The sequence below is a fragment of the Streptomyces sp. 1331.2 genome, from assembly GCF_900199205.1.
GTDB lineage: Bacteria > Actinomycetota > Actinomycetes > Streptomycetales > Streptomycetaceae > Kitasatospora.
The window spans coordinates 3649089-3664768 of the sequence record NZ_OBMJ01000001.1 but is presented as its reverse complement, the minus strand read 5'-3'; the positions used below and the strand labels follow the sequence as shown (position 1 = coordinate 3664768).

The window sequence follows — 15680 nt, the reverse complement described above, 5'->3', positions numbered from 1 at the left end:
TGTCCCGGGCGGCGGAGCAGGACCGCCCTCCCCGCAGCTAACGCGGGTCGCGATGCGAACCAGGAGATGCAGTGAGCGACGTCCGTAACGTGATCATCATCGGTTCCGGCCCGGCCGGGTACACGGCCGCTCTCTACACGGCCCGGGCCTCCCTGAAGCCGCTGGTCTTCGAGGGTGCCGTCACCGCCGGTGGCGCGCTCATGAACACCACCGAGGTCGAGAACTTCCCCGGCTTCCGGGACGGCATCATGGGCCCCGAGCTGATGGACAACATGCGCGCCCAGGCCGAGCGCTTCGGCGCCGAGCTGATCCCGGACGACATCGTCGCGGTCGACCTCACCGGCGACATCAAGACCGTCACCGACTCCGAGGGCAACGTCCACCGCGCCCGCGCCGTGATCGTCACCACCGGCTCCCAGCACCGCAAGCTCGGCCTGCCCAACGAGGACAAGCTCTCCGGCCGCGGTGTCTCCTGGTGCGCCACCTGCGACGGCTTCTTCTTCCGCGACCAGGACATCGCGGTGGTCGGCGGCGGCGACACCGCCCTGGAGGAGGCGACCTTCCTCTCCCGCTTCGCCAAGAGCGTCACGATCATCCACCGCCGCGACACCCTGCGCGCCTCCAAGGCCATGCAGGAGCGCGCCTTCGCCGACCCGAAGATCCGCTTCGAGTGGGACAGCGCCGTCGAGGCCATCCACGGCGACCCGAAGCTGACCGGCGTCACCCTGCGCGACACCACCACCGGCGAGACCCGCGAGCTGGCCGTCACCGGCCTGTTCATCGCGATCGGCCACGACCCGCGCACCGAGCTGTTCAAGGGCCAGCTGGACCTCGACGCCGAGGGCTACCTCAAGGTCGAGGCCCCCTCCACCCGTACCAACATCCCCGGCGTGTTCGGCGCCGGCGACGTCGTGGACCACACCTACCGTCAGGCCATCACCGCCGCCGGCACCGGCTGCTCCTCCGCCCTGGACGCCGAGCGCTACCTCGCCGCGCTGGACGACCTGGAGGCCAAGGCCGCCGCCGTCGCGGTCTGACCCCAGGGCCACCCGACCCACCCCCACGGGGGTGTTTCACGTGAAACACCCCCTTCCCGGCCAGGCCGAAACAGAACGGGCCCGCCCGTTGTTCACCTGGCAGCAGCCCCCTCCGTCCTAACCCGAGGAGTTCCCGTGGCCGGCGCCACCACCACCGTCACCGACGCGTCCTTCCAGACCGACGTCCTGCAGAGCGACAAGCCCGTGCTGGTCGACTTCTGGGCCACCTGGTGCGGCCCGTGCCGCCAGGTCGCCCCGATCCTCGACGAGATCGCGGCCGAGCACGGCGACAAGCTGACCATCGCCAAGCTCGACGTGGACGCCAACCAGGCGACTGCCGCCCAGTACGGCGTCATCTCGATCCCGACCCTGATCCTCTACAAGGGCGGCGAGCCGGTGAAGTCCATCACCGGTGCCCGTCCGAAGGCCGCGCTGCTGCGCGAGCTGGACGGCTTCATCTAGGTCGTCAGGACGCCGACCGCACGGAGGCGGGGCTCCCCTCGTGGGCAGCCCCGCCTCCGTCGTTTCCCGGGCCGATTCCCGGCTCCTCCTAGAACGGCCGCAGCGCCGGCTCCTTGCGCCCGCCGCCGAGCAGCCGCTCCAGCGCCCCCTCCACGTCCCCCCGCCAGGAGAGCGTGCTCCGCGCCTCCAGCCGAAGCCGCGGGTAGCGGTGGTGCGGCCGGACGGTCTTGAAGCCGACCGCGAGCAGGTGGTCGGCCGGCAGCACGCAGCTGGTCGGCGGCCGCCCGACCGAGCCGAAGGCCTCGATCGCCCGCACCCCGCGCCCGATCAGGTCCTTGGCCACGGTCTGCACCAGCACCCGGCCGAGCCCCTGCCGCTGGTAGCCCGGCAGCACCCGGCTGACCATCAGCTGAACGGCGTCCGGCGAGACCGGGCTGGTCGGGAAGGACTGCGAGCGGGGCACGTACGCGGGCGGCGCGTAGAGCACGAACCCGGCGGGCCGGTCGTCCACGTAGACGATCCGGCCGCAGGAACCCCACTCCAGCAGCACCGTGGAGATCCACCCCTCCTTCTCCAGCTCCGGCTTCCCGGCCTCCACCGCCTCCTTGGCGCTGACCGGGTCCAGCTCCCAGAACACGCAGGAGCGGCAGCCGTCCGGCAGCTCACCGAGGTTGTCCAGCGTCAGCGGAGCGATCCGGCGTCCCATGCCCGTACCTCCTCCTCCACCTCACGGGCGAGCATTCCCCCACGAACACCGATGGGTGCATGTTCCACGTGAAACAGCGCTCACGTGAAGCATGCACCCATCGGTCGGTGCCCGGGTCAGCCCTGCGACAACCGCAGACCGTCCTCACCCGGGGCCATGCTGTCCAGGATCCGGTTGAGGTCCTCGACCGAACCGAACTCCAGCACCACCTTGCCCTTGCCCAGCTTGCCGCCGCGCTGCGACACCTCGACCTTGACCCGGGTGTCGAAGCGGTCCGACAGCCGGCTCGCCAGGTCGTTGAAGGCCGGGGAGATCAGCTTGCCCGCCTTCGGCGCCTGGCGCGCGGGCTTCTGCTCCAGCTTCATCACCTTCACGATCTCCTCGATGTTGCGCACCGTGAGACCCTCCGCGATGATCCGCTTGGCCAGCCGCTCCTGCTCCTCGGCGTCCGGCACGCCGAGCAGGGCCCGGGCGTGCCCGGCCATCAGCGTTCCGGCCACCAGCCGGCGCTGGACGGAGGGCGTGAGCTTCATCAGCCGCAGCGTGTTGGAGACGTGCTCGCGGGAGCGGCCGATCCGCTCGGCCAGCTCCTCGTGGGTGCAGGAGAAGTCCCGCAGCAGCTGGTCGTAGGCGGCGGCCTCCTCCAGCGGGTTCAGCTCGGCCCGGTGCAGGTTCTCCAGGAGGGCGTCCAGCAGCAGCTTGTCGTCCTCGGTGGCCCGGACGATCGCCGGGATCCGCTCCAGCCCGGCCTCCCGGGAGGCGCGCCAACGGCGCTCACCCATGATCAGCTCATAGCCGTCCGCCGCGGTCTGGCGCACCACGATCGGCTGGAGCAGGCCCACCTCCTTGATGGAGTTGACCAGCTCGACCAGCTTGTCCTCGTCGAAGACCTCACGCGGCTGGCGCGGGTTGGGGGTGATCGCGTCCAGCGGCAGCTCGGCGAAGCGCGCCCCGGCGACCTCGGCCGGCTCGAAGGCGCGGTCGGCCTTCTCCCGCAGGCTCCCCGCGCCGACGCGGGCGGCCACCGTCCCCCGGCCGGACGGCAGCACCGGCACGGCGGCCGGCGAGACCGCCCCGGCCGTCACCGTCGAGGCCGGTGCGGGCGCGGCCGTCCCGGGCTGCGCCGCCGCCCCGCCGACCTCCGGCGGAGCCGACGGGAGCAGTGCCCCGAGCCCCCTCCCCAGACCAACCCTGCGAGCGCTCACTGATGACCCTCCGTCGTGCCGTGCTGTACCACCGGGGCGCCGTGCCCCTGCTGGCCGTCCCGCTGCTGCCCCACCAGCGAACCGCCCCGGCCGGCGGCGCGCAGCGCGAGCTCACGGGCGGCCTCCAGGTACGACAGCGCCCCGGTCGAACCCGGGTCGTAGGTGAGCACCGTCTGCCCGTAGCTGGGCGCCTCCGAGATGCGCACCGAGCGAGGGATCGCCGTGCTCAGCACCTCTTGCTGGAAGTGGGTCCGGACCTCTTCGGCGACCTGGGCGGCCAGCCTGGTCCGGGCGTCGTACATGGTGAGCAGGATGGTCGACACGTGCAGCTCGGGGTTGAGGTGCGCGCGGACCAGCTCGACGTTGCGCAGCAGCTGACCGAGGCCCTCCAGCGCGTAGTACTCGCACTGGATCGGGATCAGCACCTCCCGGCCGGCGACCAGGGCGTTGACCGTCAGCAGGCCCAGCGAGGGCGGACAGTCGATCAGGATGTAGTCGAGCGGCTGCTCGTAGGCCGCGATGGCGCGCTGGAGGCGGCTCTCCCGGGCCACCAGCGAGACCAGCTCGATCTCGGCGCCGGCCAGGTCGATGGTGGCGGGGACGCAGAACAGCCCCTCGACGTCGTGCACCGGCTGCACCACGTCGGCCAGGGGCTTGCCCTCCACCAGGACGTCGTAGATGGACGGCACCTCGGCGTGGTGGTCGATGCCCAGCGCGGTGGAGGCGTTGCCCTGCGGGTCGAGGTCGACGACCAGCACCCGCAGACCGTGCATGGCCAGCGAGGCGGCCATGTTCACGGTGGTGGTGGTCTTGCCCACCCCGCCCTTCTGGTTGGCGACCACGATCACCCGGGTGGTGGCGGGGCGGGGAAGCCCCTCCCCCGCTCGGCCGATCGCCTGAACCGCAGCCTGGGCAGCCCGTGCGATGGGCGTGTCATCGATCTGGTCGATGGTCTCCGAGTCCTGCATGGGGGTCAGTGTTTCACGTGAAACCGGAGCGGCAACAGTCGCCGCCCGGTCACGGCGGAGGATGCCCGAGAGCAAGGAGCGACGTTTCACGTGAAACACCATGCCCGCTTTGCCGGAAATCTGACGTTGCGACACTCCGGCTTCCCGGGGGCGCTGCCCGCCACCCGGACGACGACGGGCGGACGGTTCCCCCGTTCAGGAGATCCGTCCGCCCGTGTCGGTCCTCGGCCGCGCTCAGCGGGTGCGGCGCCGCCCGCCCCGACCGCGCTCGCCGCCGTTGCGGGCGGTCGCGTTGCGGCCCGCCCGGGCCGCCTTGGCGCGCCGGGTCGCGGCCTTCACCCCGCCGGGGCTCTCCCCCGCCTTGACCTGGACCACCCGGGTGGAGGTCTCCAGGGTGCCCTCGCCGACCGAGATCACGCTCCACTCGACCGCGCCCAGCTTGGTCAGCCCGGCCCGCGAGTCGGCGAGCTCCTGCTCGGCGCTGTCGCCCTTGAGCGCCAGCATCTGGCCGTGCGGCCGCAGCAGCGGCATGCCCCAGCCGGCCAGCCGGTCCAGCGGCGCCACCGCCCGGGCGGTCACCACGTCCACCGCGAGCTTGCCGATCATCTCCTCGGCGCGGCCGCGCAGCACGGTGACGTTCTCCAGCCCCAGCTCCCGGACGACCTCCTCCAGGAAGGTGGTCCGGCGCAGCAGCGGCTCCAGCAGCGTCACCGAGACGTCCGGACGGGCCAGCGCCACCGGGATGCCGGGCAGGCCCGCGCCGGAGCCGACGTCGCACAGGGTGATGCCGCTCGGCAGCAGCTCGGCCAGCACCGCGCAGTTGAGGACGTGGCGGTCCCAGAGCCGGGGCACCTCACGCGGCCCGATCAGCCCGCGCTGGACGCCCGCGGTGGCCAGCAGCTCGGTGTACCGGACCGCGGCGTCGAAGCGGTCGCCGAACACCTCCCGGGCGGCGGCCGGCGCCTCACCCGGCCCGACCGCCTCGCCCGGCGCAGCCGCCTCGGCGGTCCGCCCCTCGGCGGCCGGATCCACGTCCGACCCCGGCCGGCCGACGGCCGCGTTCTCCGTGTCCATCTCGACCTCTCCGATTCCCCGGATCCACCGACCCGCTCAACGCACTGTTTCACGTGAAACGTCTCCGCCGGGCCGTTCCCCGCGGAAGGGACGACGACCCCGCCCGCACGAGGCGGACGGGGTCGCGTCCGGTGAAGCTCTCCGGCCGCCAGCGCGACCGGTCATCGATCTGTCGGCCTCAGGCCGGCAGCACGACCACGCACCGCTGGGGCTCCTCGCCCTCGGACTCGCTGCGCAGACCGGCCGCGGCGACCGCGTCGTGGACGACCTTGCGCTCGAAGGGCGTCATCGGCCGCAGCTTGACCTGCTCGCCGGTGCTCTTCGCCTGCTCGGCGGCCTCGGCGCCGAGCGTGGCCAGCTCGGTGCGCTTGCGGGCCCGGAAGCCGGCAATGTCCAGCATGAGGCGGCTGCGCTCGCCGGTCTCCCGGTGGACAGCCAACCGGGTCAGCTCCTGCAGGGCCTCCAGCACCTCGCCGTCCTGGCCGACCAGGCGCTGCAGCGCGCGGTCGTTGCCGTCGCTGACGATGGAGACCAGGGCGCGGTCGCCCTCGACGTCCATGTCGATGTCACCGTCGAGGTCCGCGATGTCGAGCAGACCCTCCAGGTAGTCCGCCGCGATGTCGCCCTCCTGCTCCAGGCGGGCGATGACGTTCTCGTCGGCGTCGGCGCCGGCGGCCTCGGCCTCGACGGCGGTGGTGGTGCCTTCCGTCACTGATGGACTCCTTCGGAGATGGGCCCGTCTGGCGGGCCGGGAACGACGCTCTTCGCGGCTGTCACAACAGGCTCGGGGCCGGTCAGGACTTCTTCTTCGGCCGTTGGCCACCACGCTTCGGCTGCTGCCGGGTGCCCTGCTTGGTGCCGGCGGGCTTCGCCGCGGCCTGCTTGGCAGCCGCCGGCTTGGTGCCCGAGTCGGCCGGGGCGGCGTCCGCGGGCTCCTCGGCCGAGGCGTCCTTGCTCAGGTCGGCGGTCGGCTGACCGGCGACGCCGTGCTGGCGCTGCGACTTGCTCTGCCGACGGGGCTGCTGGCGGCGGGCCTGCACCGACTCCTCGACCGCGGCCGACGCGGCGGTCGCGGCGCTGAGGGCGTCCTTGGACGGGGGCAGCATGCCCCAGAGCGCGCCCTTGATCTCCGTACCGTCCGGACGCAGCCGGCCGGCCTTCTTGAGCCGTGCCTGGCGCTCCTGGAAGGCCTTGCTGCCCGGGGTCGGGTTGTTGTGGATGACGATCAGCTGCTGGCCCATCGACCAGACGTTGGTGGTCAGCCAGTAGACCAGGACACCGACCGGGAAGTTGATGCCCATGACGGCGAACATCACCGGGAAGACGTACATCAGCATCTTCTGCTGCTGCATGAACGGCGTCTTGACGGTGAGGTCGACGTTCTTGGTCATCAGCTGGCGCTGGGTGACGAACTGCGACAGCGACATCAGGATGATCATCACCGCGGTGACGATCTTGACGTTGGTCTCGTCGCTGCCCAGGAAGGTGGCGGAGAGCGGGGCGCCGAAGATGTGCGCCTTGCCGGCACTGACCAGCAGGTCGCCGTGGATGACGCCGATGTCCTGGCCCTTGGCCACCTTGGCGAGCACGCCGTAGAGGGCGGTGAAGAACGGGGCCTGCACGATGATGGGAAGGCAGCTGGAGAACGGGTTGGTACCCGCCTCCTTGTACAGCTTCATCATCTCTTCGGACTGGCGCTGCCGGTCGTTCTTGTAGCGCTCCTGGATGGCCTTCATCTTCGGCTGGATCGCCTGCATGGCCCGGGTCGCCTTGATCTGCTTCACGAAGAGCGGGATCAGGCAGATCCGGATGACGACGACCATGGAGGCGATGGCGAGCCCCCAGGCCCAGCCGCCGTCCGGATCGAAGACGTGGCTGTACAGCGAGTGGAACTGGACGATGATCCAGGACACTGCCGTGTAGAGGGGGCTGAGAAAACCGAAGGTCACCGGTCAGACTCCTTGGACAGGTGGATTGGCCGCACGTGGCCAATGGTCGCCGGGCCCTCGGGGTCCGGACCGGCGGGGGTGGCGGTCACCGGGTCCGCGGTGGCGGACCGGCTCTTCAACCAGTCTCGCAACCGCCGGTGCCACACCGGATGCTTGCGCGGCGGGACGTGATCGACTCCGCCGGGCGTCCACGGATTGCAACGCAGGATGCGCCACGCGGTCAGCCCGCCGCCCTTGACCGCCCCGTGCACCTTCACGGCCTCGTAGCCGTAGTGCGAGCAGGAGGGGTAATAACGGCACACCGGACCGAGCAGTGGGCTGATGGTCCACTGGTAGACCCTGATCAGACCCATCAGCAGGTACTTCATCGCCCTGCTCCCGTCGGCGCCGTGGCGGCGGGCTCGGCCTTCAGCAACCGCTTCAGCGCCGCGTCCAGGTCACGTTCGAGATCCTGGTACGAGGCGGACGCGGCCTGGGGCAGCGCACGCACCACTATCAGGCTACCGGCGGGCAGCCTGGACAGACGATCACGGACGAGATGGCGCAGTCGGCGCTTCACGAGGTTGCGGACCACCGCCGGGCCGACGGCCTTGCTCACGACGAAACCCGCACGCGCCGAAGGAGTCCCCTCGGCGACGTGCGGGCGGGAGTCGCTGGTCCGGTCGGTCTGCCCCTGGGGGTCACCATCTCTGCTGAGATGGACGACCAGAAGGGGCCGGCCTGCCCGGCGACCGCGTTTCACCGCGGTCGCGAAGTCCTGGCGCCGCCGCAGCCGATTCTCGGAGGGCAGCACAACAGACTCTGGCGCGGATCAGGCGGACAGGCTGGCGCGGCCCTTGCCACGGCGGGCGGCCAGGATGGCGCGGCCGGCGCGGGTACGCATACGCAGCCGGAAGCCGTGGGTCTTCGCGCGACGACGGTTGTTCGGCTGGAAGGTGCGCTTGCTCACTCGGGGGCTCCTGAGGTGAATCGTAGGATGACGGGGGGTCGCTTGGCCGTCACCGTGCGTCCGCGTGATCTCCCCTGAATTCGGAAATCCGGCCCATCGCCCCAGTTCGGCTGGGGTTTGAGGCAATCCACGGCGCCCGTGCTGCGCGCCTTATGGAGCGGGTGGACCCGCGGACATGCGGCAGCGGCCATCGACAACTCGACCTGGTTACGGTACGCGGGACGGGGTGCGAGGGTCAAACCAGCCTCCCGGGAGCGGTTTACCCACAGCCTGTGGACAACGACTTGATCCCGCCCTGTTCGCTGACTACCGTTGCAGAACTTGTCTGGTTTGTTCTTGGAAAGCGTGCACCAGTGGCTGATGTCAACAGCGACCTCGTCCCGGTCTGGGCCAGGGTCGTCGAGCGGCTGGTCAGCGACCCCGATGTCGGGGAGATGGACAAACAGTGGGTGCAGCGCACCCAGCCGATGTGGATGATGCACGACACCGCCCTGCTGGCGACCCCGAACGAGCGGGCCAAGCAGGTGCTGGAGGGCCGGCTGCTGCCGCAGCTGACCGAGGCGCTCAGCCGCGAGCTCAGCCGCCCGGTCCGGATCGCCGTGATGGTCGACGCCAACGCCGTGCCGACCACCCCCGCCCCCCAGGCCCCCGCCGAGCCGTACCCCGGCCCGGCCGAGGAGGCCGGCGGCTACGGCGGCCAGGACTACCAGCAGTCGTACGAGCAGGACCAGCCGTACGAGCAGGGCCGGCCCTACGGCCAGGAGCAGCCGTACGGGCAGCAGGACTACGAGCGCCCCCGCTACGACACCGGCGGCTACGAGCAGCGCCCGGCCCCGTACGGCGCACCGGCCGCCGGCCCGCAGGGCTGGCAGGGGTACCAGGAGCAGCCGGCGGGCTACCACGAGTCCGAGGAGCCCGCGTCCCGCCCGGCGCCGCGTCCCGTCCCGGGCCCGCCCGCGACCACCCAGGGCGACCTGTTCGGCGGCGCCTACGGCCCCGGCCCGAACGAGCAGCCCCGCGCCGGCGTGGGCCGCCGCTCCTCCGGCTCCCGGCCCTCCGGCGGTCGTCCGGCGGAGAAGGCCGCCCCCGAGCGGTCCGGCGACCGCCCCGCCGTCCCCGGGGTGCCCGCCCCGCCCGGCGCTCCCCCGGCCGGCGGCTCGCGCAAGGACGAGCCGGCCGCCCGGCTGAACCCCAAGTACCTGTTCGACACCTTCGTCATCGGCGCCAGCAACCGCTTCGCGCACGCGGCGGCGGTGGCGGTCGCCGAGGCCCCGGCCAAGGCGTACAACCCGCTCTTCATCTACGGCGAGTCCGGGCTGGGCAAGACCCACCTGCTGCACGCCATCGGGCACTACTCGCGCAGTCTCTTCCCGGGCACCCGGGTGCGCTACGTGTCTTCGGAGGAGTTCACCAACGAGTTCATCAACTCGATCCGGGACGGCAAGGCGGACACCTTCCGCCGCCGCTACCGGGACATGGACATCCTGCTCGTGGACGACGTGCAGTTCCTGGCGAGCAAGGAGTCCACGCAGGAGGAGTTCTTCCACACCTTCAACACCCTGCACAACGCGAACAAGCAGATCGTCCTCTCGTCGGACCGGCCGCCCAAGCTGCTCACCACGCTGGAGGACCGGCTGCGCAACCGCTTCGAGTGGGGCCTGATCACCGACGTCACCCCGCCGGAGCTGGAGACCCGGATCGCGATCCTGCGCAAGAAGGCGATCCAGGAGCAACTCAACGCACCCGCCGACGTGTTGGAGTTCATCGCCTCCCGGATCACCCGCAACATCCGGGAGTTGGAGGGCGCCCTGATCCGGGTCACCGCCTTCGCCAACCTCAACCGGGCACCGGTGGACCTGGAGTTGGCCGGCATCGTCCTCAAGGACCTGATCCCGGGCGGGGACGAGGACGCAGGCCCGGAGATCACCGCGCAGGTCATCATGCAGCAGACCGCCGCGTACTTCGGCCTGGGTGTGGACGACCTCTGCGGATCCTCGCGCAGCCGCGTGCTGGTGACGGCCCGCCAGATCGCGATGTACCTGTGCCGGGAGCTCACCGACCTCTCGCTGCCGAAGATCGGCGCGCAGTTCGGCGGCCGCGACCACACCACGGTGATGCACGCGGACCGCAAGATCCGCTCGCTGATGGCCGAGCGCCGCTCGATCTACAACCAGGTCACCGAACTCACCAACCGCATCAAGAGCTAACGGCCGCCGCGGGGTGCGGTCCGGAGGGCGTCAGGAGCGATCCTGACGCCCTTTTCGGCTTCCGGCAGGACCGCATTCGGCGGCAGCCACATTCCGCACGTCCACAGGTGTGCATCGCGGGCCGGCTGGGCAGGTTTGCCGTCGACGGACGTTCCGCCAGTCCACAGCCCGCGCCGAACAACTGACCGGTGATTCGAAAACCGGGGGCGCGCACGGCAGTTGTCCACAGGACGGGCGTCTTCCCCACGGTCCACAGGCCGGGGAGCCCGGAGTTATCCAGAATTCGTCCACAGGCCGGTCACCGCTACGCTCTTCCGCGCAGGTCAGGTGCCTGGGGACTTGTGCACAACGGTTATCCACAGGGTGTGGACAATTGACGGCCCGCCAGTGGGCCGTTCGGGTTATCCACCGGTTGTCCCCAGGCCGGCGGGAGTTATCCCCAGGTTGTCCACAGCAGCGTCCACAGTTCGACAACCGTGAGCTGCTGTTCATGCCCTGGTGTGAAAGCCGTCACGAAAAGTTGACCGGCCCCCGTGGATAACCCGGCCCGGATCTGGGGACAGGGCTGGGGATAACCTGTGGATACCCAGCGTGGCCTGTGGGTAACGCTCGGCTGTCCACAGCGGGGCCTGTCCGTCCACAGCCGCCGTCCACACCCACTGTGGACAAAATTCGGGGTCTGACCTGCGGAAACGGGGTTATCCACGGTTTCCACAGCCCCTACTACTACCACTACACATTTAGACCGTGGACTTGCTTTCAAAGCAGGTGGGCGCCGAATCTGTGGACAACCGTGCCCCGACATCTGTTCGGGTTGCTTCCGCCCGTCTGCCCCGTCTGTCGGCGGAGTACGTCAGACTGTCCCTGGCGACTGGAAGCGGAGTGGCAGAGCTCGGCGGACAGCCGAACCGACGATCAAGATCAGACGAACCAGAGTGCGAGCGGGAGCGCTCGATCCAGGAGGCGGTTACCGGTGAAGTTCCGGGTGGAGCGTGACGTCCTCGCGGAGGCGGTGGCCTGGGCTGCCCGCAGCCTCCCGGCACGGCCGCCGGTGCCGGTGCTGGCCGGCCTGCTGCTGACGGCACAGGAGGGCAGCCTGGCGCTGTCCGGCTTCGACTACGAGGTCTCGGCCCGGGTCGAGCTGGAGGCGGACGTCGAGGAGGCCGGCACCGTGCTGGTCTCCGGCCGGCTGCTGAACGACATCTCCCGCAACCTCCCCAACAGGCCTGTGGAGATCTCCACCGACGGCCAGCGGGTCAGCGTGGTCTGCGGCAGCTCCCGGTTCACCCTCCCCACCCTCCCGGTGGACGAGTACCCGTCCCTGCCCCAGATGCCGACCGCCACCGGCACCGTCCCGGGCGACGTCTTCGCCGCCGCCGTCAGCCAGGCCGCGGTCGCTGCCGGCCGCGACGACACCCTCCCGGTGCTCACCGGTGTCCGGGTCGAGATCGAGGGCGACCGGATCACCCTGGCCGCCACCGACCGCTACCGCTTCGCCGTCCGCGAGCTGCTGTGGAAGCCCGAGCAGTCGGACATCTCCGCGGTCGCCCTGGTCCCGGCCAAGACGCTGCAGGACATCGCCAAGTCCCTGGGCAGCGGCGACAACGTCTCCATCGCGCTCTCCTCGGGCGGTGCGGGCGAGGGCCTGATCGGCTTCGAGGGCGCCGGCCGCCGCACCACCACCCGGCTGCTGGAGGGCGAGTTCCCCAAGTTCCGCAGCCTGTTCCCGACGGAGTTCAACGCCATCGCGGCGATCCAGACCCAGCCCTTCCTGGAGGCGCTCAAGCGCGTCTCGCTGGTCGCCGAGCGCAACACCCCGGTCCGGCTGAACTTCGAGGAGGGCGTGCTGACGCTGGAGGCCGGCTCCGGCGACGACGCCCAGGCCACCGAGCGGATCGACGCCTCCCTGGAGGGCGACGCCATCTCGATCGCCTTCAACCCGGGCTACCTGGAGGAGGGCCTCAAGGCCATCGACTCCGCCTACGCCCAGCTGAGCTTCACCACCCCGACCAAGCCCGCGCTGCTCAGCGGCAAGGCGGCGGTGGACACCGAGGCGGACGAGGCCTACCAGTACCTGATCATGCCGGTGCGCCTCTCCGGCTGAGCCGCCCCCGCGCGGACACCCGCGCGTGACCGTCCACAGGCTGTGCACACCCGCTGTGCACAGCCTGTGGACGTCTCCCCCGGTCGGCCCGACCGCAGCCGGCCCGCCCCGCTTCACCGCGTAGGCTCGGGGAGTGCGGCAACGGCGCCGCCGGCAGGCACGTCACCACAGGTAAGGACTTGGTCATGGAGCTCGGCCTCATCGGTCTCGGCAAGATGGGCGGCAACATGCGCGAGCGGATCCGCCGCGCCGGCCACACCGTCATCGGCTACGACCGCAACCCGGACATCTCCGACGTCGAGAGCCTGCAGGAACTCGTCACCAAGCTGCAGGGCCCGCGCGTGGTCTGGGTGATGGTCCCGGCCGGCGCCGCCACCCAGGCGACCGTCGACGAGCTCGCCGAGCTGCTCTCCCCCGGCGACGTGGTCGTCGACGGCGGCAACTCCCGCTGGACCGACGACATCAAGCACGCCGAGGCGCTGGCCGCCAAGGGCATCGGCTTCGTGGACTGCGGCGTCTCCGGCGGCGTCTGGGGCCTGGAGAACGGCTACGCCTTGATGTACGGCGGCGACGCCGAGCACGTCGCCCGCGTCCAGCCGGTCTTCGACGCGCTCAAGCCCGAGGGCGAGTTCGGCTCGGTGCACGCGGGCGCGGTGGGCGCCGGCCACTTCGCCAAGATGGTCCACAACGGCATCGAGTACGCGATGATGCAGGCCTTCGCCGAGGGCTGGGAGCTGCTGGAGGCCGCCCCCGAGGTCACCGACGTGCGCGAGGTCTTCCGCAGCTGGCAGGAGGGCACGGTCATCCGCTCCTGGCTGCTGGACCTGGCCGTCCGCGCCCTGGACGAGGACGAGCACCTGGCCAAGCTGCGCGGCTGGGCCGCCGACTCCGGCGAGGGCCGCTGGACCGTCGAGGCCGCGATCGACCACGCCGTGCCGCTGCCGGCGATCACCGCCTCGCTGTTCGCCCGCTTCGCCTCCCGGCAGGACGACTCGCCGCAGATGAAGATGATCGCCGCGCTGCGCAACCAGTTCGGCGGCCACGCGGTCGAGTCCAAGTAACCGCAGGTTCTCCACAGAAGGCGGGCGCAGTCCACAGCCATGCATGTCGCGCATCTGTCGCTCGCCGACTTCCGGTCGTACGCCCGGGCCGAGGTTCCCCTCGACCCGGGCGTGACGGCCTTCGTCGGGCCCAACGGCCAGGGCAAGACCAACCTGGTCGAGGCGATCGGCTACGTCGCCACCCTGGGCAGCCACCGGGTCGCCACCGACGCCCCGCTGATCCGGCTGGGCGCCGAGCGGGCGGTGATCCGCACCTCGGTGGTGGACCGCGGCCGCTCCACCCTGGTCGAGCTGGAGCTCACCCCGGGCAAGGCCAACCGGGCCCGGATCAACCGCTCCGACAACGTCCGCCCGCGCGACGTCCTGGGCCTGCTGCGCACCGTGCTGTTCGCCCCCGAGGACCTCAGCCTGGTCAAGGGCGACCCGGGCGAGCGGCGGCGCTTCCTGGACGAGCTGCTGACCGCCCGCGCACCCCGGCTGGCCGGCGTGCGGCAGGACTACGAGCGGGTGCTCAAGCAGCGCAACGCCCTGCTGAAGACCGCCGCGATGGCCCGCCGGGCCGGCGGCGGCAAGGGCGCCGACCTGTCCACCCTGGAGGTCTGGGACGGCCATCTGGCCCGGGCCGGCGCCGAGTTGACGGCCTTCCGGATCCAACTGGTGGCCGCCCTGCAGCCGCTGGTGACGGCCGCGTACGGGCAGCTGGCCCCCGGTGGCGGGGAGACCGCGCTGGAGTACCGCAGCTCCTTCGAGGGCGAGCTGCCGACCAGCCGTGAGCAGGCCGAGGAGCAGCTGCTGACGGCGCTGCAGTCGGTCCGCAAGCAGGAGGTCGACCGCGGGATCACGCTGGTCGGCCCGCACCGCGACGAGCTGGTGCTCAAGCTCGGCCCGCTGCCCGCCAAGGGCTACGCCAGCCACGGCGAGTCCTGGTCGTTCGCGCTCGCGCTGCGGCTGGCCTCGTACGAGCTGCTGCGCGCCGACGGCGGCGAGCCGGTGCTGATCCTGGACGACGTGTTCGCCGAGCTGGACGCCGCCCGCCGGGACCGGCTGGCCGAGCTGGTGGCCGACGGCGAGCAGGTACTGGTGACCGCGGCGGTCGCCGAGGACGTGCCGAAGGCGCTGGCCGGCGCCCGGTTCGCGGTCTGCGACGGCGACGTCAGCCGGATCGACGGCTGAACCGCACCCCCGTACCCCCACCGTTCCGCCGCCGGGCGCACCCGGCGGCCCGTCGTGCGTGCGCTCCCGTACGCTGGATCGCTCAGCGTTGTCCACAGGCTGGGGAAAGGAGATCGCCGTGAGCGAGCCGGCGGAGACCTCTCCCCGGTCCGGCGCCCCCGAGCCGACCGGCGCCGACCTCGCCCGCTCCGCACTGCGCGCGGCCCGCGCCCAGGCGAAGCAGCGCGGCGAACAGGTCCAGCAGAAGCGCGAGGCGAAGCGGCACGGCCTGCGCAGCGGCGCCCGCTCGGACGGCCGCGACCCGGTCCCGCTGGGCACCGCGCTGAACCGGCTGCTGACCGAGCGCGGCTGGGAGTCCTCGGCCGCAGTCGGCGGGGTGATGGGCCGCTGGCCGCAGATCGTCGGCCCGGACATCGCCGCGCACTGCCACCCCTCTTCCTACGACGAGGCCGCCGCAGTGCTCACCGTGCAGTGCGACTCCACCGCGTGGGCCACGCAACTCCGCTGGCTGGCACGCCAGTTGGTGGCCCGTCTGAACCACGAGCTGGGCCACGGGACGGTCAAGACCATCAAGGTGCTGGGCCCGGCCGCGCCCGCCCGCGGCTACGGCCGGCTGCGTGCGCCGGGGAGCAAGGGGCCGGGCGACACCTGGGGGTGACGGCCGCCGGCCCGGCGCGGATCGGATGGCGATCTTCCGGAACCCCTGGCAGCCCTCCCAGGCGCTCCCGGGGCCCCGGGCGAGTATCGGGACATGTGCAGAGGGGATTCAGGGCGGCATATCTGCC

General features: G+C 71.4%; 16 protein-coding genes. 7 read left to right on the top strand and 9 right to left on the bottom strand.

Annotation, left to right across the window (positions count from 1 at the left end):
• Positions 1-71: 71 nt before the first annotated feature.
• Both trxB and trxA read left to right on the top strand, forming a co-directional pair.
• Positions 72-1037: a thioredoxin-disulfide reductase gene (gene trxB, locus CRP52_RS15495; protein WP_097236938.1), complete on the top strand. Its 966-nt coding sequence runs from the start codon at positions 72-74 to the stop codon at positions 1035-1037.
• Between the two features lie 135 nt (positions 1038-1172).
• A complete protein-coding gene (gene trxA / locus CRP52_RS15490) occupies positions 1173-1499 on the top strand; it encodes a thioredoxin (protein WP_097236937.1) in 327 nt (108 codons plus the stop codon).
• 88 nt (positions 1500-1587) lie between these two features.
• On the opposite strand, the gene CRP52_RS15485 is transcribed toward trxA, so the two are convergent.
• The 9 genes from CRP52_RS15485 to rpmH form a co-directional block, all read right to left on the bottom strand.
• Positions 1588-2205, bottom strand: coding sequence for a GNAT family N-acetyltransferase (locus tag CRP52_RS15485; RefSeq protein ID WP_097236936.1), 618 nt, complete (start codon positions 2203-2205; stop codon positions 1588-1590).
• A gap of 116 nt (positions 2206-2321) precedes the next feature.
• Positions 2322-3410, bottom strand: coding sequence for a ParB/RepB/Spo0J family partition protein (locus CRP52_RS15480; RefSeq protein WP_097236935.1), 1089 nt, complete (start codon positions 3408-3410; stop codon positions 2322-2324).
• Positions 3407-4378 carry a ParA family protein gene (locus tag CRP52_RS15475; protein WP_257032507.1) on the bottom strand — a complete coding sequence of 324 codons (972 nt, stop codon included), beginning with the start codon at positions 4376-4378 and terminating at the stop codon, positions 3407-3409. The genes CRP52_RS15480 and CRP52_RS15475 overlap by 4 nt, the downstream gene beginning before the upstream one ends.
• 234 nt (positions 4379-4612) lie before the next feature.
• The gene (gene rsmG, locus CRP52_RS15470) at positions 4613-5452 is read right to left on the bottom strand and encodes a 16S rRNA (guanine(527)-N(7))-methyltransferase RsmG (RefSeq protein ID WP_097236934.1); all 840 of its coding nucleotides are present in this window, start codon (positions 5450-5452) and stop codon (positions 4613-4615) included.
• Between the two features lie 178 nt (positions 5453-5630).
• A complete protein-coding gene (locus tag CRP52_RS15465; protein ID WP_097236933.1) occupies positions 5631-6164 on the bottom strand; it encodes a Jag family protein in 534 nt (177 codons plus the stop codon).
• 82 nt (positions 6165-6246) lie between these two features.
• Positions 6247-7401 (bottom strand): membrane protein insertase YidC, encoded by a 1155-nt coding sequence (gene yidC, locus CRP52_RS15460; RefSeq protein WP_097236932.1) that lies wholly within the window; start codon positions 7399-7401, stop codon positions 6247-6249.
• A complete protein-coding gene (yidD, locus tag CRP52_RS15455; protein ID WP_257032506.1) occupies positions 7398-7769 on the bottom strand; it encodes a membrane protein insertion efficiency factor YidD in 372 nt (123 codons plus the stop codon). The genes yidC and yidD overlap by 4 nt, the downstream gene beginning before the upstream one ends.
• Entirely contained in the window at positions 7766-8194 is a 429-nt protein-coding gene (rnpA, locus tag CRP52_RS15450) for a ribonuclease P protein component (protein WP_097236931.1), read from the bottom strand. Before rnpA ends, yidD begins: the two co-directional genes overlap by 4 nt.
• Positions 8195-8212: 18 nt before the next feature.
• Entirely contained in the window at positions 8213-8350 is a 138-nt protein-coding gene (rpmH, locus tag CRP52_RS15445) for a 50S ribosomal protein L34 (protein ID WP_030059672.1), read from the bottom strand.
• Positions 8351-8703: 353 nt separating this feature from the next.
• On the opposite strand from rpmH, the gene dnaA reads away from it, so the two are divergent.
• The 5 genes from dnaA to CRP52_RS15420 all read left to right on the top strand — a co-directional run bounded on the left by dnaA (position 8704) and on the right by CRP52_RS15420 (position 15553).
• Positions 8704-10557 (top strand): chromosomal replication initiator protein DnaA, encoded by a 1854-nt coding sequence (dnaA, locus tag CRP52_RS15440; RefSeq protein ID WP_097236930.1) that lies wholly within the window; start codon positions 8704-8706, stop codon positions 10555-10557.
• Between the two features lie 973 nt (positions 10558-11530).
• Positions 11531-12661 carry a DNA polymerase III subunit beta gene (gene dnaN / locus CRP52_RS15435; RefSeq protein ID WP_097236929.1) on the top strand — a complete coding sequence of 377 codons (1131 nt, stop codon included), beginning with the start codon at positions 11531-11533 and terminating at the stop codon, positions 12659-12661.
• A gap of 185 nt (positions 12662-12846) precedes the next feature.
• Positions 12847-13722, top strand: coding sequence for a phosphogluconate dehydrogenase (NAD(+)-dependent, decarboxylating) (gene gnd, locus CRP52_RS15430; protein WP_097236928.1), 876 nt, complete (start codon positions 12847-12849; stop codon positions 13720-13722).
• 39 nt (positions 13723-13761) lie between these two features.
• Entirely contained in the window at positions 13762-14895 is a 1134-nt protein-coding gene (recF, locus tag CRP52_RS15425) for a DNA replication/repair protein RecF (RefSeq protein WP_097236927.1), read from the top strand.
• Between the two features lie 118 nt (positions 14896-15013).
• Positions 15014-15553: a DUF721 domain-containing protein gene (locus CRP52_RS15420; RefSeq protein ID WP_097236926.1), complete on the top strand. Its 540-nt coding sequence runs from the start codon at positions 15014-15016 to the stop codon at positions 15551-15553.
• Positions 15554-15680: the final 127 nt, after the last annotated feature.